24 protein-coding genes are annotated in these 24,909 nt (G+C 66.3%); 6 read left to right on the plus strand and 18 right to left on the minus strand.

Annotated features, from left to right (window positions below; all coding sequences use genetic code 11):
- Window positions 1-102 precede the first annotated feature (102 nt).
- The gene (locus JVX90_RS14515) at window positions 103-1,020 is read left to right on the plus strand and encodes an oxygenase MpaB family protein (RefSeq protein ID WP_205329423.1); all 918 of its coding nucleotides are present in this window, start codon (window positions 103-105) and stop codon (window positions 1,018-1,020) included.
- 80 nt (window positions 1,021-1,100) lie between these two features.
- On the opposite strand, the gene JVX90_RS14520 is transcribed toward JVX90_RS14515, so the two are convergent.
- The 4 genes from JVX90_RS14520 to JVX90_RS14535 all read right to left on the minus strand — a co-directional run bounded on the left by JVX90_RS14520 (window position 1,101) and on the right by JVX90_RS14535 (window position 3,168).
- The gene (locus JVX90_RS14520) at window positions 1,101-1,334 is read right to left on the minus strand and encodes a hypothetical protein (RefSeq protein WP_205329424.1); all 234 of its coding nucleotides are present in this window, start codon (window positions 1,332-1,334) and stop codon (window positions 1,101-1,103) included.
- A 119-nt stretch (window positions 1,335-1,453) separates the two neighbouring features.
- Window positions 1,454-1,846 carry a VOC family protein gene (locus tag JVX90_RS14525; protein ID WP_205329425.1) on the minus strand — a complete coding sequence of 131 codons (393 nt, stop codon included), beginning with the start codon at window positions 1,844-1,846 and terminating at the stop codon, window positions 1,454-1,456.
- A 75-nt stretch (window positions 1,847-1,921) separates the two neighbouring features.
- Window positions 1,922-2,377, minus strand: coding sequence for a flavodoxin domain-containing protein (locus tag JVX90_RS14530; protein WP_240193913.1), 456 nt, complete (start codon window positions 2,375-2,377; stop codon window positions 1,922-1,924).
- 38 nt (window positions 2,378-2,415) lie between these two features.
- Window positions 2,416-3,168: an alpha/beta hydrolase gene (locus JVX90_RS14535; RefSeq protein ID WP_205329426.1), complete on the minus strand. Its 753-nt coding sequence runs from the start codon at window positions 3,166-3,168 to the stop codon at window positions 2,416-2,418.
- A gap of 55 nt (window positions 3,169-3,223) precedes the next feature.
- Between JVX90_RS14535 and JVX90_RS14540 the strand changes: the two genes are divergently transcribed.
- Window positions 3,224-4,168: an EamA family transporter gene (locus JVX90_RS14540; protein ID WP_205329427.1), complete on the plus strand. Its 945-nt coding sequence runs from the start codon at window positions 3,224-3,226 to the stop codon at window positions 4,166-4,168.
- On the opposite strand, the gene JVX90_RS14545 is transcribed toward JVX90_RS14540, so the two are convergent.
- The 6 genes from JVX90_RS14545 to JVX90_RS14570 form a co-directional block, all read right to left on the minus strand.
- Window positions 4,165-4,977, minus strand: a complete 813-nt coding sequence (locus JVX90_RS14545; RefSeq protein ID WP_205329428.1) for an SHOCT domain-containing protein — start codon at window positions 4,975-4,977, stop codon at window positions 4,165-4,167. The genes JVX90_RS14540 and JVX90_RS14545 overlap by 4 nt on opposite strands.
- Before the next feature lie 163 nt (window positions 4,978-5,140).
- A complete protein-coding gene (gene tuf, locus JVX90_RS14550) occupies window positions 5,141-6,331 on the minus strand; it encodes an elongation factor Tu (RefSeq protein ID WP_205329429.1) in 1,191 nt (396 codons plus the stop codon).
- 175 nt (window positions 6,332-6,506) lie between these two features.
- On the minus strand, window positions 6,507-8,624 hold the full coding sequence (gene fusA, locus JVX90_RS14555) for an elongation factor G (protein WP_205329430.1): 2,118 nt from the start codon (window positions 8,622-8,624) through the stop codon (window positions 6,507-6,509).
- 103 nt (window positions 8,625-8,727) lie between these two features.
- Window positions 8,728-9,198, minus strand: a complete 471-nt coding sequence (gene rpsG, locus JVX90_RS14560) for a 30S ribosomal protein S7 (RefSeq protein ID WP_008376088.1) — start codon at window positions 9,196-9,198, stop codon at window positions 8,728-8,730.
- 3 nt (window positions 9,199-9,201) lie between these two features.
- Window positions 9,202-9,573 carry a 30S ribosomal protein S12 gene (gene rpsL, locus JVX90_RS14565; RefSeq protein WP_008376090.1) on the minus strand — a complete coding sequence of 124 codons (372 nt, stop codon included), beginning with the start codon at window positions 9,571-9,573 and terminating at the stop codon, window positions 9,202-9,204.
- Window positions 9,574-9,929: 356 nt separating this feature from the next.
- Window positions 9,930-10,595, minus strand: a complete 666-nt coding sequence (locus tag JVX90_RS14570) for a FadR/GntR family transcriptional regulator (RefSeq protein WP_205329431.1) — start codon at window positions 10,593-10,595, stop codon at window positions 9,930-9,932.
- 57 nt (window positions 10,596-10,652) lie between these two features.
- Here JVX90_RS14570 and JVX90_RS14575 point away from each other — a divergent pair, with 57 nt between their 5' ends.
- Complete coding sequence (locus JVX90_RS14575) at window positions 10,653-11,900, plus strand: MFS transporter (protein WP_205329432.1); 1,248 nt, start codon at window positions 10,653-10,655, stop codon at window positions 11,898-11,900.
- Window positions 11,901-11,913: 13 nt separating this feature from the next.
- Here JVX90_RS14575 and JVX90_RS14580 read toward each other — a convergent pair whose 3' ends face one another.
- The 7 genes from JVX90_RS14580 to JVX90_RS14610 form a co-directional block, all read right to left on the minus strand.
- Window positions 11,914-12,639, minus strand: coding sequence for an anti-sigma factor (locus JVX90_RS14580; protein WP_205329433.1), 726 nt, complete (start codon window positions 12,637-12,639; stop codon window positions 11,914-11,916).
- Complete coding sequence (gene sigK / locus JVX90_RS14585; protein WP_205329434.1) at window positions 12,632-13,273, minus strand: ECF RNA polymerase sigma factor SigK; 642 nt, start codon at window positions 13,271-13,273, stop codon at window positions 12,632-12,634. The genes JVX90_RS14580 and sigK overlap by 8 nt, the downstream gene beginning before the upstream one ends.
- Window positions 13,274-13,286: 13 nt before the next feature.
- Window positions 13,287-14,567: a cyclopropane-fatty-acyl-phospholipid synthase family protein gene (locus tag JVX90_RS14590; RefSeq protein ID WP_205329435.1), complete on the minus strand. Its 1,281-nt coding sequence runs from the start codon at window positions 14,565-14,567 to the stop codon at window positions 13,287-13,289.
- Window positions 14,564-15,313, minus strand: coding sequence for a DUF1365 domain-containing protein (locus tag JVX90_RS14595; protein ID WP_205329436.1), 750 nt, complete (start codon window positions 15,311-15,313; stop codon window positions 14,564-14,566). The genes JVX90_RS14590 and JVX90_RS14595 overlap by 4 nt, the downstream gene beginning before the upstream one ends.
- The gene (locus tag JVX90_RS14600) at window positions 15,310-16,632 is read right to left on the minus strand and encodes an FAD-dependent oxidoreductase (protein ID WP_205329437.1); all 1,323 of its coding nucleotides are present in this window, start codon (window positions 16,630-16,632) and stop codon (window positions 15,310-15,312) included. The genes JVX90_RS14595 and JVX90_RS14600 overlap by 4 nt, the downstream gene beginning before the upstream one ends.
- A 63-nt stretch (window positions 16,633-16,695) precedes the next feature.
- Window positions 16,696-18,039, minus strand: a complete 1,344-nt coding sequence (locus JVX90_RS14605; protein WP_205329438.1) for a TIGR01777 family oxidoreductase — start codon at window positions 18,037-18,039, stop codon at window positions 16,696-16,698.
- Between the two features lie 45 nt (window positions 18,040-18,084).
- Window positions 18,085-18,756: a fasciclin domain-containing protein gene (locus tag JVX90_RS14610; RefSeq protein ID WP_205329439.1), complete on the minus strand. Its 672-nt coding sequence runs from the start codon at window positions 18,754-18,756 to the stop codon at window positions 18,085-18,087.
- A 139-nt stretch (window positions 18,757-18,895) separates the two neighbouring features.
- Between JVX90_RS14610 and JVX90_RS14615 the strand changes: the two genes are divergently transcribed.
- Window positions 18,896-20,632 (plus strand): cytochrome c biogenesis protein DipZ, encoded by a 1,737-nt coding sequence (locus JVX90_RS14615; RefSeq protein ID WP_205329440.1) that lies wholly within the window; start codon window positions 18,896-18,898, stop codon window positions 20,630-20,632.
- Here the strand turns inward: JVX90_RS14615 and JVX90_RS14620 are convergent, their stop codons facing one another.
- Entirely contained in the window at window positions 20,633-21,517 is an 885-nt protein-coding gene (locus JVX90_RS14620) for an exodeoxyribonuclease III (protein ID WP_205329441.1), read from the minus strand.
- 111 nt (window positions 21,518-21,628) lie between these two features.
- Here JVX90_RS14620 and JVX90_RS14625 point away from each other — a divergent pair, with 111 nt between their 5' ends.
- Together JVX90_RS14625 and JVX90_RS14630 are read left to right on the plus strand one after the other, a co-directional pair.
- The gene (locus JVX90_RS14625; RefSeq protein WP_205329442.1) at window positions 21,629-23,236 is read left to right on the plus strand and encodes a helix-turn-helix domain-containing protein; all 1,608 of its coding nucleotides are present in this window, start codon (window positions 21,629-21,631) and stop codon (window positions 23,234-23,236) included.
- A gap of 148 nt (window positions 23,237-23,384) precedes the next feature.
- On the plus strand, window positions 23,385-24,881 hold the full coding sequence (locus JVX90_RS14630; protein ID WP_205329443.1) for an aldehyde dehydrogenase family protein: 1,497 nt from the start codon (window positions 23,385-23,387) through the stop codon (window positions 24,879-24,881).
- The last annotated feature ends 28 nt before the right edge of the window (window positions 24,882-24,909 follow it).

Here is a 24,909-nt window from a genome sequence, read left to right on the forward strand (position 1 = left end):
GCCCAGGGTATCGATCAAGACCTCCACTGCTGCGAAGCGCGCATTTCAGCACGTTTGAAACGAACTCTAGATTTTGTTTCAAACTGGGGATAGTGTCTCGGCATGACCTCAACCGACTTCGACACACACGTCCGCGAAGCCGAGCCCGCGCCGGTCGACGACGTCGACATCGACTCGCTCGAGCTCCGACTCGGCGCAGACTCACTGGTGTGGAAGTTCTACGGCGACGTTCGCGGCGTGCTCGGATTCCAGCGACTCGCCGGTACCGAGAACTGCATCGAGCAGCTCGCCCAGGGCGTTGAGGACCACTCAGTGATCTTCAACGATTTCATCGGTCGCGCCCAGCGCAGCGGGCCACCGATCATGCGGACCATCTACTCCGACGACCCGCACAAGTGGGGCCGGATGGTTCGCGACTTTCACCGGGACATCAAAGGCACGATCAGCGACGGCTCGCGGTACCACGCACTGAACCCGGAACTGTTCTACTGGGCACACGCGACGTTCCTCGACCAGGCGCTCTTCATCACCGACACCTTCATCCGGCGACTCTCGTACGACGAGAAGCTGCAGATCTTCGAAGAGAGCAAGGTCTGGTACCAGCTGTACGGAGTGTCTTCGCGGAGCCAACCGCAGACGTACGACGAGTTCGTCGACTACTGGAACTCGATGCTCGACAAGTTCGTGCCGACTCGAACGATCGTCTACGCGACGGGCTACATCCGCAAAGGCGTTCCCGGACCGAAATGGATCCCGGCACCGGTGTGGCGGATAGCAAGCGCACCGCTCAACGGATTCATTCGGACAGTCATCGTCGGAACACTCCCCCAGCAGATGCGGGACGTCTGCGAGCTGGCGTGGGACGAGCGGAAGCAGCGCAACTTCGATCGTTTCGCGGGGTTCATGCGGGCGATCAACCCGGTGGTCAACCGGCTCCCGCGGAAGTGGCTGTACCTGTCGTGGGCCAATGAGGGTTGGGATCGAGTCGGCGTCGACCCGCGCAAGCTTCACAACGGCTAGGACCAAAGATCGGGCCGCTCACCGAGCACCGACGGCATAGTGCCGACGAGCATCGATGAGCGGACCGACTTCAGGAACCGTCAGCTGCAGCCGCCTCCATCACCGCCGCCTCCGCCGGAGTCGCCGCAGCTTCCGCCGTCGCCGCCCCAGCTGCTGCCGCCGTCACCACCCCAGCCCCAACCGCTTCCGGAGTCGGACGTCGTCCGACGCGCCCCCAGGCCGAACGACCGCCGCGGCCCGGCACGTCCCGCCGCGGCGCCGGCGATTGCGGCGAAGGCGAGGATCCCCATCACGACCAGCACCGAAACAAACATCACACACCTTCTTTCTCCATGTCGGAAGCCGGGTGGCATCCGTCTGCCGTCATTGAATACGACGGATTGACCGCAGTACCTGAGGCGGAGGTGTGAATATCAAAACCCCAGTTCAGGGCTCAATTGTCGCTGACCAACTGAATGAGATTGCCGCACGTGTCATCGATGACGGCCACCGTGACGGGTCCCGATTCCAGCGGTTCGGTCACTACCGCGACGCCTGCAGCCACCAACTCGGCACAGGCCACCCGAACGTCGTCAACCTTGAACGACGCACACGGAATACCGTCCGCCACCAAGGCGGCCTGATAGGCCTGCGCGGCCGGATGTTCGTTCGGCTCGAGAAGCAGCTCCGGGCCGTCGGGGACGTCGCCGCTGACCACCGTGAGCCATCGGAACGCGCCCGCCGGGACATCGTTCTTCACGACGAAGCCCAAATTGTCGGTGTAGAAGGCCTCGGCCTTCGCCTGATCGTCGACGAAGACGCTTGTCAGTTCGATGCGCGCTTTCATGATGCTCCATTCGAGTTGATCGGCCAGCGCCGTGAGATGACGCCGAGCGGGGACGTGTCGAGAGTGTGGCGCACGTCAGAGGAGTCCCCGCGCATACTCGCGCGCTGCCGCGAGGTCGGTTTCCGACGGACGCCCCTTGTTGACACCGCCGATCAAACCCAACGGCCCCATCGTGTCGAGACCACGGCAGTGGAACACCTCGTCCGCGACCGAGAAGCCGCGACTGGCCAGGAGATCACGCATGTTCGCCGTGTAACGCCGCAGCGGAGTCTCCGGCATCCCGCTGGTCGCGAATACGAACGCCCGGCCGCGATCGCGCTCCGGTAACGCTTCGACCCTGGCGACCAGTTCCGGCGCGAACGACATCCAGTAGATGCCCGATCCCCACCCCACCAAATCGGCCTGTTCGATGTCGGAGTCGGTGACCGTCTCAGGCGACACGACCTTCGCGTCCAACACCGACGCCATCGCGCCGGCGACGCGCATGGTGCTTCCGTTCGACTTGGACGTGCAGATGATTAGCGCAGTCATGACTCGATCGTCGCATCCAGGCAGCCGGACCGCCACCGTCAGACGTCGAGGTGCGCGACTGCCGCGCAGGCGAACTCGCGAGGGCGATCTCGATGAACGCTGTGTCCGGCGTCGATCGTCATGAAGTCGCCTGCCGGGAGTGCGTAGGCGACGTCGCGAAGGTGCTGCGGTGGCAGGAAACTCCGCTGACCACCGGAGACCACCAGCGTCGGAGCCGTCACCCTCGACAGCCCGCACCACCAGTCGGGTTCGGCAACGGCGAACGCATCGGTCACCGGACCGCCGAGCGCACGGTCGAATCGCAGGAAGGGCACCGGATTCCGCACCAAGGCGCCGACGCCGCGGATCCGTTCCCCGAAGGTCGCCGTAGGCGTGATCGCCTCTGCGAGATCGTCGGCGTCCCGCGGCATCGGTGGGACCTCCTCGAGCACCATCCTGCGCACTCGATCCGGCTCGGCCATCGCGTACCGGAGCGCCGTGTGCGCTCCGAGCGAGTGACCGACGAGGTCGACTTGCTGCGCCCCGATGTGGTCGATCACCGCACCGAGGTCGTCACGGAAGTCGCTGAGCAGATACGAGTCACTCCGACCGGTCAGCCCGTGACCACGGAGGTCGAAGCTCGCGACCGTCCGGCCGCGAGCACGCAGTTCGCGTGCCAGCGGCCGCCATGTCGACCGATCTCCGCCCATGCCGTGAACCATGACCACCGGGATCGACGGATCGAGGGGCCCGGACACCGTCACGGCCAAGGGCGGCCGCCCGTGACCCGGCACCTGATGATCGACACGCATTCTTCAAGCCTAGAACCCGTTCGAACGACAAGACATCTCGGCATATACTGAGTCAATGCTCAGTTCCGCATCTCGCCTGACAGCAGGCCTGGCGTTCGCCGTCGTCTCGGCCTGTTCGTTCGGACTCTCGGGATCGATGGCGCGCAGCCTGCTCGACACCGGCTGGACCGCAGGCGCCGCGGTGACCTTGCGCATCACGATCGGCGCAGTGGCTCTGATGATCCCCGCTGCCGTCGCCATGCGGGGACGTTGGACCGCCCTGCGCGAGCCCCGGGTGATCGGATCCCTCACCGGCTATGGCATCCTGGCCGTCGCGGTGCCGCAGCTCTGCTACTTCTACGCCGTCCAAACACTGCAGGTCGGCGTTGCACTGCTCATCGAGTACACGGCCCCGGTGGTGGTGATCGCATGGATGTGGATCCGGCATCGACAACGCCCGACCCTGCTCACTTTCGTCGGCGCGGTCGTCGCCGCGGCTGGGCTGACGCTCGTCCTCCAGATCTTCGGGTCCGTGTCGCTCGACGCCGCAGGCGTCGCCTGGGCGCTCGGGGCGATGGTCGGCGCCGCAGGCTACTTCGTGATGTCGGGGAACTCGGCATCGGAGATCCCCGGCATCGCGATGGCTGCGGGTGGACTGTTGTCGGCTGCCGTCATGCTCGGACTGTCCGGCGCAGTCGGCGTCCTCCCGATGTCGATGTCCACCGACGACGTCCAGCTGGCCGGTAACACCACTCCGTGGTGGGTGCCGATGGCGATCCTCGGCCTGGTGACCGCGGCCCTCGCTTACGCGACCGGCATCGCCGCCACCCGGCGCCTGGGTCCGCGTCTCGCGTCCTTCGTTGCGCTCGCCGAAGTCCTCGCCGCGATCGTCGCCGCCTGGATGTTCCTCGGCGAGGTCCCCGCCGCCATCCAGCTGGCGGGCGGCGCACTCATCGTCGCCGGTGTTGTGGTCGTGAAACTCGGCGAGCGGCCCGGCGAACCGGAGTCGGTCCCGGTCTAGACCGCGTCGATCGCCTTCGCTCGCAGTCGTTCGTACTCCTCGCGGGTGATGCGGCCGCCGGAGAAGAGCGAATCCAGCTCGGTTAGGCGTTGCGTGAGAGTCCTGGTGTCAGCCTGCGGAGTCGACGGCGACGGCACGACAGTCGGGGCATCACCGTACCGGTGGACGATCGCCATCACTTCGTCGCGGACTGCGGGATTGCTTCGGACGTCGATCATCGAGTTCAACGCGATGCCGTTGCGTCGGAGGACATCGACGATCTGCACCAGCGCCTCGGCGTTGCCGGTCAGATCATATGTGCGGCCGTCTGCGCTCGATTCGAACTTCGCGGGCATGGTTCCCGTGTACAGGCCAGTCGCGTCCCAGTCGATCGACGCGCTCGCGCCGTCATCGCCGACGAACACTCCGAGCACACCCTTTGCGATGGCGCCCGATGCGATCACGGGCAGAGCTGCCGACACCTCGGTGGTGAATTCAGAGACCCGCGGTCCGGTGACCCGCAGGGTGAACTTCACGACGCGTCGATCGTTGATCAGCATCCCCGTCTCGTGCATGCCGACGATGTGCCCCAGGCCCGGGACTCCCGACGCCTGCAGGACGCTGGTCCGTGCAGCGCTGCCCACCGTGAAACGCGCAAACACGTACGCGGCGATGACATCGACGGCCGTCCAGCCGATGCCGTTCCACAGCATCCACGACGGACCCTCATCCCCCATCAAGAAGTAGATGATCAGAAACGCAGGTCCGACGGCTCCGGCGACGAGCATGAAAGCCAACGACTTGAGGAAAACTCTCAGGAACGGCGACATCGTCAAAGTGTAGAACAGCAGAAACCCCGCCCCGACCGAAGTCGAAGCGGGGTTCGGTGTTGCTGACGCTACGTCAGAACAAGATCAGACAATCACTTGACGATCCGTGATGTCCCGCTCGGCTCGTCAGAATCTCTTCCGATCAGGGCCGAGCGGGATCGCATCACTTGACGATCTTGGTGACGCGGCCGGCACCAACGGTGCGGCCACCCTCGCGGATAGCGAAACGCAGGCCCTCGTCCATGGCGACCGGCTGGATGAGCACAACGCTCATCTCGGTGTTGTCGCCCGGCATGACCATCTCGGTGCCCTCGGGGAGGGTCACGACGCCGGTCACGTCCGTGGTGCGGAAGTAGAACTGCGGGCGGTAGTTGTTGAAGAACGGGGTGTGGCGGCCACCCTCGTCCTTCGACAGGATGTACGCCTGGCCCTCGAACTCGGTGTGCGGGGTCGTGGTGCCGGGGGCAACGATGACCTGGCCGCGCTCGACGTCCTCACGCTTCAGACCACGGAGCAGCAGACCAGCGTTGTCGCCGGCCTGTGCCGAGTCGAGGAGCTTGTGGAACATCTCGATGCCGGTGACGGTGGTCTTCTGCGACTTCTCGCGGATACCAACGATCTCGACCTCAGCGTTGACGTTGATCTCGCCACGCTCGACACGACCGGTGACGACGGTGCCACGACCGGTGATCGTGAAGACGTCCTCGACGGGCATGAGGAAGGGCTTCTCGGTCTCGCGGACGGGGTCCGGAACCGACTCGTCGACAGCAGCCATCAGGTCCTGGATCGACTTGACCCACTTCTCGTCGCCCTCGAGCGCCTTCAGCGCCGAGATCGGAACGACCGGTGCGTCCTCGTCGAACTCCTGAGCGGCCAGCAGTTCGCGGACCTCCATCTCGACGAGTTCCATGATCTCCTCGTCGTCGACCATGTCGGCCTTGTTGAGTGCGACGAGGATGTAGGGAACGCCGACCTGGCGGGCCAGGAGGACGTGCTCACGGGTCTGCGGCATCGGGCCGTCAGTGGCTGCCACGACCAGGATCGCGCCGTCCATCTGGGCAGCACCGGTGATCATGTTCTTGATGTAGTCGGCGTGACCCGGAGCGTCGACGTGAGCGTAGTGACGCTTCTCCGTCTGGTACTCGACGTGGGAGATGTTGATCGTGATACCACGAGCCTTCTCCTCAGGCGCCTTGTCGATCTGATCGAAAGCGAAGCTCTCGTTCAGGTCCGGGTACTGGTCCGCCAGAACCTTGGTGATGGCAGCCGTGGTGGTGGTCTTGCCGTGGTCGACGTGACCGATGGTGCCGATGTTCACGTGCGGCTTGGTCCGCTCGAACTTCGCCTTCGCCACTTTTTGTCCTCCTGGACTGTAAGAGTGCCGGGTGGTTCCCGACAGTCGTATGGGTTCTCCGCAGTGTGCGGAGAGGCTTTACTTGTCCCCCACCGGCGACGACAGGGCGTCGCCGGCGGAGATTTCTAGATCTTTCACGCCGAGGCGTGGTTCCGCCTAGACGGCAGACGAGTGACTACTCGCCTGTCGCCTTGGCGATGATCTCCTTCGACACGTTCGCCGGAACTTCAGCGTACGAGTCGAAAACCATGGAGTAGTTTGCACGGCCCTGAGTCTTCGACCGAAGGTCTCCGATGTAGCCGAACATCTCCGACAGCGGAACCTGAGCCTTGACGACTCGAGCACCGCTGCGCTCCTCCATGGCCTGGATCTGACCACGGCGGGAGTTCAGGTCGCCGATGACGTCGCCCATGTAGTCCTCCGGAGTCGTGACCTCAACGGCCATGATCGGCTCCAGAATGACGGGCTGCGCCATGCGTGCGGCTTCTTTCAAAGCCTGCGCACCGGCGATCTTGAAGGCCATCTCAGACGAGTCGACGTCGTGGTACTGACCGTCGATGAGACTGAACTTCAGGTTGACCAGCGGGTAGCCGGCGAGAACGCCGTACTGCATCGCGTCCTGCGCACCGGCATCCACCGAAGGGATGTACTCACGCGGAACGCGGCCACCGGTGACAGCGTTGTTGAACTCGTAGGTCGCGCCGTCTTCAGCGTCGACCAGCGGCTCAAGCTTGACGATGACCTTGGCGAACTGGCCCGAGCCACCCGTCTGCTTCTTGTGGGTGTACTCGTGCTTCTCGACGGTCTTGCGGATCGTCTCGCGGTACGCGACCTGCGGCTTGCCGACATTCGCCTCGACCTTGAACTCGCGCTTCATGCGATCGACGAGGATGTCGAGGTGGAGCTCGCCCATGCCGCCGATGACGGTCTGACCGGTCTCATCGTCGAGCTTGACCGAGAACGTCGGGTCCTCTTCAGCGAGCTTCTGGATCGCAGTGCCCAGCTTCTCCTGGTCGGCCTTGGTCTTCGGCTCGATCGAGACGTTGATCACCGGGTCCGGGAACGTCATGGACTCGAGAACGATCGGGTTCGCCGCATCACACAGGGTGTCGCCGGTCGTGGTGTCCTTGAGGCCGATCATCGCGTAGATGTGGCCGGCCACCGCGTCGTCGACGGGCATCTCCTTGTTGGCGTGCATCTGGAAGAGCTTGCCGATGCGCTCCTTCTTGCCCTTGGTCGCGTTGAGCACCTGGGTGCCCGGCTCGAGCTGACCCGAGTAGACGCGGACGAAGGTGAGCTTGCCGAAGAACGGGTGAGCCGCGATCTTGAAGGCAAGAGCCGAGAACGGCTCGTCCTTGCTGGGCTTGCGGATCAGCTCTTCTTCTTCGTTGTTGACGGCGTGACCGTGGACTTCGCCGATGTCCAGCGGAGTCGGAAGGAAGTCGATCACAGCGTCGAGCATCGGCTGCACACCGCGGTTCTTGAACGCAGACCCGCACAGCACCGGGTAGAGCTCGGAGTTGACGGTCATCTTGCGGATGGCGCCCTTGATCTCCTCGACCGAGAGCTCCTCGCCGCCGAAGAACTTCTCCATCAGCGCGTCGTCGGACTCGGCGACGGTCTCAAGCAGCTTCTCGCGGTACTCGGCCGCCTTGTCGGCGAGATCCGCGGGGATCTCCTGCACCTCGTACGAGGCGCCCATCGTCACGTCACCCTTGGCGTCGCCCGGCCAGACCAGTGCGCGCATCTCGATGAGGTCGACGACGCCCACGAAGTCGTCCTCGGCACCGATCGGGAGCTGGATGACGAGCGGCTTCGCGCCCAGACGATCGATGATCGTCTGCACGGTGAAGTAGAAGTCCGCGCCCATCTTGTCCATCTTGTTGACGAAGCAGATGCGGGGGACGTCGTACTTGGCGGCCTGACGCCAGACCTGCTCCGACTGCGGCTCGACGCCTTCCTTGCCGTCGAAGACTGCGACGGCGCCGTCGAGGACGCGCAGCGAACGCTCGACCTCGACGGTGAAGTCGACGTGGCCGGGGGTGTCGATGATGTTGATCTGGTTCTTGTTCCAGAAACAGGTGACCGCGGCGGACGTGATCGTGATGCCGCGTTCCTTCTCCTGCTCCATCCAGTCGGTGGTCGACGCACCGTCGTGGGTCTCACCGATCTTGTAGTTCACACCGGTGTAGAACAGGATTCGCTCGGTGGTGGTCGTCTTACCGGCGTCGATGTGCGCCATGATGCCGATGTTGCGGACCTTGTTGAGGTCGTTCAGCACTTCCTGTGCCATGTGGTTCCTTCGGAAGAGTTCGGGCTAAAGACTGCTAGTGGTCTCCAGGATGCCCGACCGCCGGAGACAGTGAAGTCTCCGGCGGGCCGGCCGTCCTAGAAAGTCACCAACGGTAGTGAGCGAAGGCGCGGTTGGCTTCGGCCATCTTGTGAGTGTCCTCACGACGCTTCACCGAAGCGCCGAGACCGTTCGAGGCGTCGAGGAGCTCGTTGGCGAGACGCTCGACCATCGTCTTCTCACGGCGCTGACGGCTGAACGTCACCAGCCAGCGGAGCGCGAGGGTGTTGGCGCGACCGGGCTTGACCTCGATCGGCACCTGGTAGGTGGCGCCACCGACGCGGCGGCTCTTGACCTCGAGGGTGGGCTTGACGTTGTCGAGCGCACGCTTGAGGGTGACGACCGGATCGGTGCCGGTCTTCTCGCGAGCCTGCTCGAGGGCTTCGTACACGATGCGCTCGGCGGTCGACTTCTTGCCGTCCAGCAGGATCTTGTTGACGAGCTGGGTGACCAGGGGCGAACCGTACACCGGGTCGTTGATCAGCGGGCGCTTGGGAGCGGGTCCTTTACGAGGCATGACTTAGCTTCCCTTCTTGGCGCCGTAGCGGCTGCGTGCCTGCTTGCGGTCCTTGACACCCTGGGTGTCGAGCGAGCCGCGGATGATGCGGTAACGAACACCCGGGAGGTCCTTCACACGACCGCCGCGGACGAGCACCATCGAGTGCTCCTGCAGGTTGTGGCCCTCACCCGGGATGTAGGCGGTGACCTCGACGCCACTCGTCAGGCGCACGCGGGCGACCTTACGAAGTGCGGAGTTCGGCTTCTTCGGGGTGGTGGTGTACACGCGAGTGCACACGCCGCGTCGCTGCGGGCTCCCCTTGAGGGCGGCGGTCTTCTTGATCGACGCCTTGTCCTTGCGGCCCTTACGGACCAGCTGGTTAATCGTTGGCACTGAGTTCTTTTCTCCTTGTGGGCCGGCTCCCGCCGGTCCGATGTGTAGTCACGGTTGGTGCTCCGGGCACTTCGGTCGGTGTCGCATTTCTGCACTCCGAGCGATGTCCGCAACTCGCCCCACCGGCACGTTTGCGCCGGTCAACTATGGAATCACTACCCCGAGGTCGGGCGTGTCAGACACGCCCGCGCGGATTCGCGACACCCTCGTTCAGGGCCGTCGTCGACGACCTGATCGAGGGCAGCACCTACCGTGGGTAGGCACCGACGAAATACTTTACCGCCCGGATTTACCGAGGTCAAAATCATTGACACAGCTCACCCAACGGCTCGTGAACGTCTGACGACAACGAGTGATCAGTCGAATTCCTCAACCCCGGCGAGCAGGTCACGCGCGGCGTCGCGGGCCGCGTTCTCGTCACCGTCGACCACCGCGTCGACGACCGCGTCGTGCAGGTCGGTGTACGACGGCCCTCTCGCGACGTCGCGCTGTGCCACCGACTGCCGGAGCGCCGGAAGCAACGAGTCGTAGAACTCCAGATACACGTCGTTGTGACTGGCCGCGACGATGGCACGGTGCAGTTGCGCGTCGGTGTCGACCGCAACGTCGGGGTCCACCAGACCGGTCCACGCACGATTGCGCAGTTTCTGCGCCGTTCGCAGGTTCTTGATGTCGGCGTCGTCGCGACGCCGGGCCGCCAGACCCGCCGCCGTCACCTCAAGCGCCTCCCGTAGTTCCATGAGGTCCTGCCGCCGCGCCGCCGCGAAGAAGTCGGTGAACGCGACCTCCTGCTCATCGGTCGCGATCACGTAGGTGCCCGAGCCCTGCCGTCGCTCGAGGAGTCCGGCGTGGACCAGCGACTGCACGGCTTCGCGGACGGTGTTGCGAGCCGTTCCCGTCATCTCGCACAGCGCGGGCTCGGTGGGGATCCGGTCGCCCACCGACCACCGGCCGGACGCTATCTCAGCTCGCAACTGGTCGGTCACCTGGGAGATGAGACTCTGACGCTTGATGGTCTGCACATTCTGTAGCGTAAAACACTTTGCAGGGATTCGACCATTCATCCTATGATTTCTGGCATGACTGCGACTGCCTCCACCGTCACCGACGCGTCGACGCCGCTGATGGGCGTCTGGCGTGGACGCATCGTCACCCTGATCGCCATCGTGGTGTTCGCGTTCACCCTCCGAACCGCCGTCACGTCGATGACGCCACTTCTCGGGCGGATCTCTGCCGACCTCGGTTTCAGCGACACCGTCAGCGGCCTGCTCGGCATGCTGCCGACCTTGGCGTTCGGCATCGCCGGAGTCGTCTCCCCCGCGCTCGGCCGCCGGTTCGGCATCGAGCAGGTGACGCTCGCCGCGGTGGTCATCACCGGCGTCGGCATCGGCACTCGCGCTCTGAGCGGCAGCGTTCCCGTCCTGGTCCTGCTCTCATGTGTCGCCCTCTTCGGCATGGGCATCGGCAACATTCTGATCCCGCCGCTGGTGAAGCGCTATTTCTCCGACCGGATCGCATCGATCAGCACCGCATACATCGTGTTCGTGCAGATGGGCACGATGATTCCGGCCGCAGTCGCGATCCCGCTGGCCGACGCGACAGACTGGCGCACGTCGCTAGCCGTCTGGGCGATCGTTCCGCTCGCCGCGCTCGGCCCGTGGATCTGGGTGGTCCGGGAGCGACGGACTGCCCTGCGCCGCGCCGCAGCGGAGTCCGACGGCGCACCGTCGGAGGCCGCGAAGCTGCCCGTGTGGCGCACGCCGATGGCCTGGGGCCTGACCCTGATGTTCGGCATGACGTCCGCCTGCACCTACGCCATGTTCACGTGGATGCCGAAGATCGTGACCGACGCAGGCGGAAGCGAGTCGCTCGGCGGTGGAATGGTCGCTACGTTCTCCGCGATCGGCCTCGCGGCGACGCTCATCGCTCCGTGGCTCTGCACCCGGTTCGCGAACCCATTCGGGTTCACCGTTCTGTTCGCGGCCTCGTGGCTCGCGGGCTTCGCCGGCCTGATGTGGGCACCGCTCTCGGCGCCGTTGCTGTGGGCTCTGCTCTGCGGTCTCGGACCGACGACCTTCCCGATGGCGTTGACGCTGATCAACGTCCGAACCCGCACGAGTTCCGGCTCGGCGTCGCTGTCCGGCTTCGGGCAGGGCGTCGGCTATCTGCTCGCCTGCGCCGGCCCGATGCTGTTCGGAGTGCTCCACGATGTCAGCGGCGGGTGGGGCACGCCGTTCCTGCTTCTCACCGCGATGACCGTTGTCATGCTTGGCGGCGCCTGGGTCATCTGCCGACCGCGGTACCTCGAAGACCAGTTGAAGGCCTGACCGAGCATCGCACCTAGCCGAGCGGCAGACTCGCCACCGGATCGGAGATCATCGTCTCCGGACGCGCCGCATCGCCGACGGTGAACGCGATGGACGTGGCGTCTCCGAGATCGTCGACGGTGGCGGTCGTCGAAGGTGCTACGTCGTCCGACTTCATCACACCGCCGAGACGAGCCCCGTTCGGACCGACCAGCCACAGCTGGTAGACGGTGCCTGCGGCGGGTGGCGGGACGTCGTTCATCACGAGGACGCCCGCTCCTGCCGACTCCGAGTATGTGACGGACGCCCGTCCGCTGGCCAGTGGACCGGTGGTGGTTCGCACGTCGGTCGCACCGAAGACTCGCTCGGCCGTCGTCTGTGTCGGCGGGTCCTGACGTGACGCGGTGTAGCCGATGATCCCGCCACCGACCGCGACGACAACCGCCGCGGCTGCTGCGGCAGCGATCCAACGCGGCCGCCGGGAATCAACGCGGCGTCCTCTGTCGACTCGAGCCGCCTCATCGAGGATCTCGTCGCGGAGTCCGACACGAGGCGTCTGTGCAGTGGCCTCGCTGAGGTCGGCCAATACATCGCGGACGGAGGCTACCTCCGTGCGGAACGCGTCCCGCACCGAAGCGTCAGCGGCCGCGACCCGTGCCTCGACTCTGGCTCGCCCGAGTTCGTCCAGTGCGTCGAGCGCGTAGGGAACAGCCATGTCGAGCAGGTCGTCGTGCTCGTTCGACTCCGGCATGTCAGTCATCCCCCAAACACCCCCTCAGACGCTTCAGTCCATCTCTGATCCGACTCTTCACCGCGGGCAGACCCACGGCGAGCCGTTCGGCGACCTCGCTGTACGAGAGACCTCCGTAATAGGCGAGCCCGACGGCTTCGGCCTGCAGCGCGCTGAGCGTGGACAGGCAGTGGCGCACCCGCCGTCCCGCTTCCCTCGCCTGGACCTCCTCGCTCACGTCGTCGACGATCGCGGTGATCTCTCGGGCTCCGTAGTCCGATTCGCGGCGGGATGCCGACGATTCCGATCTGACGCGGTCGACCGCTCGACGGTGCGCGATCGACAGGAGCCAGGAGACGGGCGCGCCTTCGGCAGGGTCGTATGCCGCGGCGCCTCGCCACACCTGCAGGTACACCTCTTGGGTGGTCTCCTCGGAGTAGCCGGGATCTCGGAGCACACGCAGCACCATCCCGTAGACGCGTGCGCTGGTCCGGTCGTACAGGTCGGCGAATGCTTCGACATCGCCTGCGGCAGACCGCGACAGCAGGTCGGCGAGGACGGTCGAGTCGGTGTCCGTGCCGGTCACGACGAGGTTCCAGAAGTCATCAGCGACCAGAGTAGCCCCGCTGCCCGGTCTCCTGTCGACAACCACACCGACCATCACTCACCGCCGCGGGTCAGTTCTTGTTCTTCACGAAACGCAAGTGCACCACGTCCAGATAGCGAGCGGCGAACCCGGCCTCGGAGTAGGCGAGATAGAACGTCCACATCCGCCGGAAGGTCTCGTCGAAACCGAGATCGGCGATCAGCGGCCACTGTCCCTCGAACCGTTCCCGCCACAACCGCAACGTCCGCGCGTAGTGCATCCCGAACTCCTCGACGGCGTCGATCCGCAGGCCCGCGCTCGCCGCGGCATCGCGCATGGCCTCGTCAGAGGGGATCTGCCCGCCGGGAAAGATGTACTTGTGGATCCACGTGTAAGTCCGCGCAGACGAGAGCATCCGGTCGTGGGGCATCGTGATCGCCTGAATCGCGGCTCGCCCGGCGGGAGCGAGGAGCCTCTCGACCGTCTTGAAATAGGTCGGCCAGTACGCCATGCCGACGGCCTCGATCATCTCGACGGAGACGACGGCGTCGTACTCGCCGTCGACAGCGCGGTAGTCCAGCAGGTCGACCCGGATGCGGTCGTCCAGGCCCGCTTCGTGTGCCCGGTGCAGGGCGTGCGCGCGCTGCTCAGCTGAGAGTGTCACCGAGCGGACCGTCGCCCCGCGGGCTGCGGCGCGCAGGGCGAGTTCACCCCAGCCGGTGCCGATCTCGAGGACGCGGGTTCCCGCCCCGACCTGCGCGTGGTCGAGGAGACGGTCGATCTTGGCGCGCTGCGCGTCGGCGAGTCCGTCCCATTCGGTGGCTGCGGCCTGCTCGTCCGATCCGAAATGCGCACTCGAGTAGGTGAGCGTCTCGTCGAGGAACAGCGCAAAAAGATCATTCGACAGGTCGTAGTGACGCGAGATGTTCGACCGCGTGTTGTCGACGGAGTTCTCCTCGTCGGACGGTTGGGTCGGAAGCAGCAGGCGTCGGAGTCGCTGCAGGGATCGCGGAACCACTGTCCCGATCCGCTCGGCGAACGGGACGAGCACACCGACGAGGTCGTCTGCGGTCCACTCCCCCGCCATGTACGACTCGCCGAGCCCGATCAGGCCGTCCGAGCCGATGCGACGGAAGAACGCGTCGGGGTCGGTGATAGTCATGGTCGGAAGGTCCCCATGGGTCCGGGCAGACGACGGCCCGTACTCCACGACGATCGGCAGTCGGTGCGCAACACGCTCGAAGAGGACACGTGCCGCGGCGCCCCGCAGCCCGGAGGTCGCCGCGGCAGGCGCATCCGGCAGAGCGACTGCCGGACGCCTCGTCCGGTCGGTGAGAAGGGTGGACGGGCGGTCGTCTCGGTCGACGGTCATCGGGCAGCCTCTCGTTCGGTGGTTCGGGTTCTGTTTCGGGGGACGATCGGGAGTCCCGCGGCCCACAGGCGGATGCCGTGGATGCGGATGCGCACCGCGACCAGCCATGGCGCGAGCGGAGTCGTCAGATTCGCCGCGAGCACGGCGGGAACGGTGGCAGGGCGGGCGTGCCCGGTCATCGTGGCGGTGAACGGCGGCATCCCCGGACGCTCCAGCACCACCGCGACCGACACCCGTCCGTCCGCGGTCGGTACGGGCAGGCTCAGACGGTAGACACCGTCCACCTCGTTGAACGGCGAGACGTAGAAGTCTTTGGCGACCCTCGCCCGGCCCACCTGATCGGTGCGCACCACGTAGCTGTGGCGTCCGCCGTACGTGTTGTGGACCTCCGCCACCACGTATTCGAGGCGGCCCGCCCGATCGTGGCACCAGTAGACGCTCAGCGGGTTGAACGTGTAGCCGGCCACTCGCGGAGACAGCAGCGCGGTGACCCTTCCAGTCGGCGCGGGCACGCCCTGCGCGCGCACAGCGTCGTCGAGCTTGGCGCGCAGACTCCGCCCCGTTTCACTCCCGCGGTCGAAATGGTCGTCGGCAGCGAACCGCGCGAATCCGCGCAACCCGAACGGCAACCGCGGCAGCTCGTCGAGGTCGACGAGCCACTGCAGGCTGCGGTGGGTGAACCGGTGATCCACCGGCGATCGGCGGATGTGCGAGATTCGCACCGGAACGATCTGTGCGCGAGTCATCGCACGGCCCCGGCCAGGAGGTCGTCGCCGGCTCGACCCCACCGCCCACCGAACCGGACGGCAGCCGATGCGCCCGCCGCCGCGCCGTCTTCGTGGAATCCCCACCCGTGGTACGCGCCGGCGAACGCCACCCTCGGCGTGTCCACTTCGGCGAGACGACGCTGCGCCGACACGGACTCGACATCGTAGATCGGGTGCTCGTACGTCATCTCGGCGACGACGGTGGACGGGTCGACGAGGTCGGTGCGCCCCATTGTGACCAGTGCTCTTTCCGCGGCGTCGGGCAGCCGCATCAGGCGCGTCAAGTCGTAGGTCACGGCGACCTCGTCGCCGTCGGTCCGGATCTGATAGTTCCAGGATGCGCGGGCCCGTTGTGCTTTCGGGAGGAGACTCTCGTCGGTGTGCAGCACCGCGTGCTTCGGCGCGTAGCGCATCGCACCGAGGACGGCGCGCTGCGCGTCCGACGGCTGCTCGAGCATCGCGAGCGCCTGATGGGGATGGGTCGCGACGATCGCCGCGTCGTAGACGTCGGTGGAGGTCGCGGTCCGGACGGCAACACCGTCTGGGTCCTCACGCAGCGCAATGACCGGCGACGAAGTGCGCACGGCTCCGCCGGACTCGGTGATGCCGCGAGCGACCGCCCGGACGTAGGTGTCCGAGCCGCCGACGACGGTTCGCCAGGTGGGGGATCCGAAGACCGTGAGCATGCCGTGGTGATCGAGGAAGGCGAAAAGGTATCTCGCCGGGTAATCGGCCGCGGTCGCCGAGTCGCATGACCAGACCGCCGCCACCAGTGGGAGCAGGAAGTTGTCGACGAAGTAGTCCGATAGACCCGCCGACCGGACGAAACTGCTGAGCGGGACGTCGTCGGACCGGTGGTCGAGAACCTCTCGGGCGAGAGAGTGGAAACGCTTCACCTCCGCGAGCATCCGGATGTGTCGAATGCTCAGCGCGTTGCGAATGCTCGGGAAGAGACCCCCGACGCCGAGCGCGCCCGCGTACTCCAGGCCGGTGACCGCGGACGACACGGACATCGACATGTCGGTGTCCTGGGTGGACACGCCCAGTTCGTCGAACAGCCGGAGCAGGGTCGGGTAGGTCCGGTCGTTGTGGACGATGAACCCGGTGTCCACGTTGTGGATGCGACCGTCCGAGGTGGGAAGCTGCTGGGTGTGCGCGTGTCCGCCGAGCCGTGCGTCCGCCTCGATGAGCGTGACGACGTAGTCGTGCGAGAGGAGATGAGCCGAGGTCAGACCCGCGACGCCGCTGCCGATGACGGCGATGGAGGATCCTGGCGAGAGTGGTTTCGGAGTGTTCACGCTAGGCGTTCGGAGCCGAGCGGGAATCGGATGGGTCCGATGTCCGCCCGGCCCCGAACGCCGTCACCGTCCGAGTTGGTGCCGCAACGACTCCTCGAGGATGGCGTGCCGGAATCGGTGCCCGACGTCGTTGAGCGCACGACTGTCGACGTGCTGGTCGGCGGCCGCCAGTTCTCGGACGCCCTGCCGACCCAGCAGCAGTGCGGGCCCGAACTCGGGAACGGGAAGCACCGCCGGACGATGCAGCACCCGCCCGAGCGTCTTCGCATACTCCCGACCGGTGACCGGTGCCGGCGCGACCGCGTTGACCGGACCGTCGAGACGGTCGTCGAACAGCGCACGCAGGTAGACGTCGACGAGATCGTCGAGGTCGATCCACGACAGCCATTGGCTGCCGTCGCCGATCGGCCCGCCGAGGCCCGCGGCGAAGATCGGGCGTTGCAGACGGAGCGTTCCGCCGGTCGGACTCTGCACGATGCCGGTCCGCACCTGGACGGCGCGCATGCCCGGCACCCGGGCCGCGCGCTCCCAGTCGTCGACGACGTCGGCGAGGAACCCGCCGCCCTTCGACGACGATTCTGTGAGCACTTCATCCGGACGTGCGTACCCGTAGAAGCCGATCGCGGACGCGCTGACGAAGGTTCGCACGGTGGACGAGGCTGCGGCGGCCTGCGCGAGCAGCCGCGTCGGCTCCACACGGGAGTCGCGGATCTCGGCCTTGTGCGAGTCGGTGAACCGACCTGCGATCGGCGCGCCCGCCAGATGGACCACCGCGTCGACCCCGTCGAACAGGTCGAGTGCCGGTCCGGTCGGATCCCAGATCCGCACATCGTCGCCACGCCCATCGTGTCCATGCCGGTCGAGCCGGATCACACGGTGACCACCGGTGGTCAGGAAGGCGCACAGCGCCGACCCGACCATCCCGGACGCTCCGGACACCGCGATCACCGACGGCTCGAAACCCCTCTCTCGCGCCGTACGGTGCGACGCGAGGTCGTCGGCCACCTGCCGGTGCCGGTATTCGAATGTCGACCGCAACAGAGCTTCGGGCACCGCGGTGTGAACGCGGTCGACCATCACAGTTCGTCCGTCCGGCGCCTCACGGAAATCATGCACGTGGCGCCACGGCCCGGCGAGGGCAGGCGGGATGCTCGTCGGCCCGTCGACGACACGCTCGTCGACGAACCGATGCGGCGGTGAGTAGTCGGACCCGACGTGCTGCGCCTGCCAGCGCAGCCCGCCGGGCAGTCCGAGGACCGCACGCCCGTCCGCGAGCGACCCGGCTTCGCTGATGGCGCGCATCGGCTGCCACGGCGGCAGGAGACGCCGGAGCGCGCCGGGCCTTCCGAACCATTCGAACACCTCATCGATCGGTGCGTCGACAGTACTTGTGAACTCGATGCTCATGACTCCAGCCTGCTCGTGGAAACGGTGCGGCGCCACCGACGGCGACTACTTCTTTGCCGGGGGCATGAGCACCTGGTCGATGAGGTAGACGGTCGCATTGGCGGTACGGACGCCACCGCAGATCACGTTCGCGCCGTTCACCTTCAGATCGTTCCCACTGCCGGTCACCTCGAGGGTGGAGCCTTCAACGGTCTTGTGCTCTCCCGCGACCTTGGACGGTGCGGCCTGCCCGCTGACGACGTGGTAGGTCAGCAGCGACTTGAGACCGGCGTCGTCGGTCTTGAGGGCGTCGAGTGTGTCGGCGGGAACCTTCTTGAAGGCGTCGTCGACCGGCGCGAAGACGGTGAACTCGCCGCCGTTGAGGGTGTCGACGAGGTTGACGTCGGGGTTGAGCTTGCCGGACACCGCCGCCGTCAGAGTGGTCAGCAGCGGGTTGTTCGACGCTGCGACGGCGACCGGTTCGGTCGACATGCCGGTCACCGATCCCGGACCTGTGGGGACCTTCGCCGCGTATGCGGAGCATCCGGGGCCGACAAGGTCCGCGGCCGGATCCGCCATCGTCCCCGATGTCGACATCGCTGTGGTCGTCGTAGTGGCGGTGGTCGAGTCGGCCGCGTCGGACGAGTCGTCGCCCGAACACGCTGCCATGGTCGCCGTGAGTGCGATGGCGAAGCCCATCGCGGCGATCTTCGCTCCGGTCGTCTGCTTGATGCTCATCGGTTCTCCCTACGTCGTTGATCCACAGCCCGTCGCCGGGATCAGTTGGTGTGACAGGAGCCATTCGGAACCGACTGGTGATCGGATGGGTGTGGATTCTCCGACCCATCCGCGATGCCGCCCGTGCCGAATGCCGACCATGTACACAGTCGTGCTCATCGGATTCGTCGGCGGCCTGATCACCGGCATCTCTCCGTGCATCCTCCCCGTCCTGCCCGTGATCTTCTTCTCCGGCGCGCAGAGCTCCCGCGAGGCCGGAGATGCCGAGACGGCCGCTCCAGACGAACCTCCACGCAAGCGCTTCGCGGAGGCCTCTCGGCCGTACCGAGTGATAGCGGGGTTGGTGGTCAGCTTCGCGACCGTGACCTTGATCGGGTCGAGCCTGCTGTCACTGCTCCGCCTGCCGCAGGACACGTTCCGGTGGGCAGGCTTGATCGTCCTCACGACCATCGGTGTGGGCCTGATATTTCCAGCGGTCGAACGGCTGCTCGAGAAGCCGTTCGCGCGACTGCCGATGCGGCAGGTCGGGGCGAACAGGTCGGGCTTCGGTCTCGGCCTCGCGCTCGGCGTCCTCTACGTGCCGTGTGCGGGACCGGTCCTGGCGGCCATCGTCGTCGCCGGGGCCACCGGCGAGATCGGACTGCAGACGGTCGCCTTGACTCTGGCGTTTGCACTCGGCGCCGCCTTGCCACTGCTGATCTTCGCGCTCGCCGGACGGCGGATCGTTGAACGGGTGTCGGCGTTCCGACGCCGTCAGCGCGGTGTCCGCATCGCGGGCGGCGTGATGATGATCGGGTTGGCCGTCGCGCTCGTGCTCGACGTCCCGGCTGCCTTGCAACGAGCCATCCCCGACTACGCCGGGACGTTGCAGGACTCGGTCGGGGGCGCCGACGACCTGACGTCACGGCTCCAACTCGGCGGAATCGTCACAGATGAGAATCGAGAGCTGTCCAAGTGCGATGACGGCGCCGAGCAACTGCAGAACTGCGGCCGGGCGCCCACGCTGTCCGGGATCAGCGAATGGTTCAACACCCCGGACGATGCGCCTCTCCGTCTCGACGACCTCCGCGGCAAGGTGGTTCTCATCGATTTCTGGGCGTACTCCTGCATCAACTGCCAGCGATCGATCCCCCACGTCGTCGACTGGTACGACAAGTACCGCGCCAAGGGCCTTGAGGTGATCGGCGTCCACACTCCCGAGTACGCGTTCGAGAAGGTCCCGTCGAATGTGTCTGCCGCGGCGCGCCGCCTCGGCATCTCGTATCCGATTGCACTGGACCCGTCGTTCTCGACGTGGACGGCGTACCGGAACAGTTACTGGCCTGCCCAATATTTGATCGACGCTACGGGCACCGTCCGCCACATCGAGTTCGGTGAGGGCGGCTACGGAACCTCTGAGCGTCTCATCCGTGAGCTGCTGGTCCAGGCTCGTCCGGGAGTCGCCCTTCCGGAGTCGTCCGAGCGGGACGACACCACGCCGACCGCCTCGACTACCCCGGAGACGTATCTCGGAGTCGGCAAGGTGGTCAACTTCGCGGGCGGCGGGTCGTATGAAGCCGGGACCGGCTCCTTCACGGCACCGGACGACCAGGCGGGCGACTCCTTCGCGTTGAACGGCCGATGGACGCTCGACTATCAGGGTGCGACCGCGGTGGCCGACTCGTCGATCTCACTGCATTACCGCGCGAAGAACGTGTTCATCGTCGCCGGCGGCACCGGAACCCTGCGCGTGACCCGCGACGGGGTCACCTCGGCGGTCCGGATCGACGGTCCGCCCACACTCCACCAGATCGTGTCGACCGAGGACAACGGCAGCGGCCGGGTCGACGTGTCCGTACCCGACGGACTGCAGGTGTACTCGTTCACCTACGGCTGATCAGTCGGCCACCGTGTGCGGCAGCTTCACCGACCCGGCGGCGACTCTCGCCGGACGCGACGGCGGCGGGACGACCGGGCCGATGTCGCCGTCGGGTGCGGTGTCGAGGTCGACGAACACGGGTGCGTGGTCACTCGGCTTGGTGCCCTTACGGGCCTTCCGGTCCACCCACGACGCCTGGACTCGTTCAGCGATCGGGCCTCCCGCGAGGATCAGGTCGATCCGCATTCCGAGGTCCTTGTGGAACATCCCCGCGCGATAGTCCCAGTAGGTGTAGATGCGCTCATCCGGCCAACGGTCCCGCATCACGTCGTGCAGGCCGAGCGCCTCGAGCGAGGCGAGCGCGTCCCGTTCGCGTGGAGTCACATGGGTGTGACCGACGAACGCCGAGGGGTCGAACGCGTCGGCGTCGGTCGGGATGATGTTGTAGTCGCCGCAGATCATCGTCGTCTCGGCTTCGCCGGCGATACTCGTGCGGAGCGCTTCGAGCCAGTTGAGCTTGTAGTCGTAGTGATCCGAGTCGACCTCGCGGCCGTTAGGCACATACAGGGAGTGGACGCGGACGCCCGCACACACAGCGGAGATCGCGCGCCCTTCAGGGTCTCCCGCTGGATCGGGGAAGCCCGGCGCACCGGGAAACGCGACCCGCACATCGTCGAGTCCCACCCTGCTGAGCAGGGCGACACCGTTCCACTGGCCCTGGCCCGCATGTGCGAATTCGTACCCGCGTGAGGTCAACTCGTCGCCGAGTTCAGCAGTGAACGCGTCGTCGGACACCTTGGTCTCCTGCAGGCAGACGACGTCGGGCTGCCGCTCGTCGAGCCACGGCAGCAGCCGAGGGACTCGCTGTTTCACCGAGTTCACATTCCAGGTCGCAACACGCATGCCGACCACCGTAGTCGTCGGCCCGGGCGACGCCGGCGCGAGATCGGTCGCGGCGAGGGCCTCGGCAGACGAACCTTCCACACCAGATGTAATTCATGCCACAGTGGACACGTGCCGACCGCCCTGCCACACCGTGATGTGATCGCCGCCTCCTGGCGGCGAGTCCAGTCGTCTGGGCTGCTCCCCGACGACCGACCCGAGCCCGTCCTGTCGGACATCGCGTCCGCCGACCCACTGCTCGACGCTGCACGTCCGGTACTGGCACGCGCAGCCGAGGTGCTCAGTGGGACGTCCACGGCGCTACTGCTCGTCGACAGCCAGAGCCGCATGGTAGCCCGCGTGTCGTCGGACTCGACGCTGGAACGGAGCCTGGAGGACATCGGCGCGATCGACGGCGCCTCCTTCCACGAGGAGGCGATGGGCACCACGGCACTCGGCACCACGGCCGAAGTCCGAGGTGACGTCATCATCAACAGCGGCGAACACTATCTGGAGCAGTTCCGCTCCCTGAGTTGCTTCGGCAGACCGATCATCCATCCCGCGACCCGGCGCGTGGCCGGCATCATCTGCATGACGGAAGTCGCTGACCGGATCAATCCGCTGTCGGTCCCGCTGGTGCGCGGGTTGGTCGACGACATCGCCGACCGGCTGCTCAGCCGTTCACACGCCGAGCACCGCACGGTGATCGCCGCATTCGAGCAGGCCTCGGCCCGCCGCGATTACGCGGTCGCGGCCGTCGGCGACGATCTCCAGCTCACCAACGCCCTGGCCGCCGGCCTGCTCGCCCCCGCCGACTTCGGGACGCTTCGTCTGCTTCTCCACGACCGCCTCACACCGTCCACGATCACGCTCGTGTCCGGTGCGGTCGCGCAGATAGCGATCGACCGGATTCCCGGTGTTGCACACGCAGCCGTGTTCCGCCTGCGCCCCGAGGTCGGCTCGGCGCCCGCGGTGCCACTCACCGTGCCGGTCGCCGTCGGGGCGACGACGGCGATCTGCGGCGAGCCGGGCACCGGCAGATCCACGCGAGCTCACGCCTGCCTGCCCGACGACCGGGTGACGGTCGTCGACGTCGCCGCGGCCATACTCGACGGCTCCCCGGTCGACGTGACGGCCGTCCTACGCCAGGCCCGACTGTCGGGCAACGGGGTGATCTTCGACGACGCCGACCTCCTCGACGAGAGGTCGCTGCGGCTCATGCACTCTGCTGTGGCGTCGAACAGCCCGTCCGATCCGCCGATCGTCGTCGTCACCGGACCTGGAGAATCACTCGCCCCGACTGTCGCCGCATTGACTGCGTGCTGCGGACGACGCATCGTCCTGACTCCGCTCCGTGAGAGGCTCACTGAGCTCGCGGCGCTCGGGCAGGAGGCCCTCGCCGGAATCGACCCGCGTCTGGACCTCGGGTCCGACGCCGCCGATGCGCTCGTGTGTCAGGAATGGCCGGGGAATCTCACCGAACTGACCAACGTCCTCCGACGTGCCGCCGACGCGTCGGCTGCCCGCGGCTCACGCACGGTTGGTTCGGTCGACCTTCCCGTCGGGTACCGGGCGTCGACTCGAGCGTCCAAGCTGATGGGACTCGAGCAGGCCGAACGTCAGGCGATCGTGGCGGCGCTGGCCACTGCGGAGGGCAACAAGAGCACCGCGGCCAGGGCTCTGGGCATCAGCAGGACAACGTTGTACGCCCGCATCCGGGCACTCGGAATCACCGGCTGACCTGCTCCGATGTCCGGCACTGCTTCCCGCCGGAACACCTGTCCAGTGGGAGTGTTCAGTTTCCGTACACGGCGGGTCCGCAGCCTCATGCGAGAAATGATGTGCGTCACAGTGGCGCGCTTCACATACTCTCGCCAGGAGGTCTCCGATGACCACGACCACAATTCCGGGATTGCTTCCCGCCGTCGCCGACTTCGTCTCCACTGACCGCAAGATGCTGATCGGCGGCCAGTGGGTCGACGCAGCGTCCGGACGCACGTTCGCCACGAATGACCCGGCCACCGGCCGCGTCATCACCAACGTCGCACAAGGCGAGGCCGCCGACATCGATCGTGCCGTCGCGGCCGCCCGCGCAGCGTATGAGGGCCCGTGGTCGCGGATGAAGCCGAACGAGCGGGAGCGTCTCATCTGGCGAGTCGGCGACATCCTCTCCGAGCGAGCCGAGATCTTCGGGCAACTCGAGGCGCTCGACAACGGCAAATCGGTGGCCATCGCCACCGCGGTCGACGTCGGATGGTCGGCCGACGTGTGGCGGTACAACGCCGGTCTGGCCACCAAGATCACCGGATCGTCTGTCACACCGTCGATGCCGTTCGCTCCCTACCAGCAGTTCCACGCCTACACCCGACGCGAGTCGATCGGTGTCTGCGGCCAGATCATCCCGTGGAACTTCCCCATCCTGATGGCGACGTGGAAGCTCGCACCCGCGCTCGCCGCAGGCAACACCGTTGTCCTCAAGCCTGCCGAGCAGACTCCTCTCAGCGCGCTGATGCTCGGCGAGGTGTTCGAGGAGGCCGGATTCCCGCCCGGTGTTGTCAACATCGTGCCCGGCTTCGGTGATGCGGGCGCCGCGCTGTCCGCACACATGGACGTCGACAAGGTGGCGTTCACCGGTTCCACCGAGGTCGGCAAGAAGATCGTTCATGCCGCCACCGGGAACCTCAAGAAGGTCACCCTCGAACTCGGCGGCAAGAGCCCGAACATCGTCTACAACGATGCCGATCTGGACGCGGCCGTCGCCGGTTCAGTGGCCGCGTGGATGTTCAACCATGGGCAGTGCTGCGTGGCAGGCACCCGCATGTTCGTGCAGCGGGACATCTTCGACGACTTCACGCAGGCCGTGGCGAACGCCGCGTCGCAGGCCAAGATCGGCCCGGGACTCGACCCGACGACCGAGCTCGGACCGCTGGTGTCGCAGGAGCAGTTCGATCGGGTGAGCGGTTACATCCAGCAGGGGCTCGCCGACGGCGCCCGGGCACTGACCGGCGGTGGCCGTTGGGGCGACGAGGGCTACTTCGTGGAACCCACCGTGTTCGTCGACGTGAAGCCCGAGTTCTCGATCGTCGAAGAGGAGATCTTCGGCCCGGTTGTGGTCGCCCTCCCGTTCGACGACGAAGACGACGTCGCTCGCGCCGCCAACGACTCGATCTACGGCCTGGCGGCGGGCATCTGGACCAAGGACGTCTCGAAGGCTCACCGCACGGCCGCAAGGCTGCAGGCCGGTTCGGTCTGGGTGAACCAGTACAACGGCTTCGACACCGCGCTCCCGTTCGGCGGGTTCAAGCAGTCCGGCTGGGGCCGTGAGCTCGGTGACTCCGCAGTCGATCACTACACGCAGACCAAGTCCGTCAACATCGCGCTCTGACTCCATCCCCACCATCGAAGAAGGACAC

Source organism: Gordonia sp. PDNC005 (genome assembly GCF_016919385.1).
In the GTDB taxonomy this organism is placed as follows: domain Bacteria; phylum Actinomycetota; class Actinomycetes; order Mycobacteriales; family Mycobacteriaceae; genus Gordonia.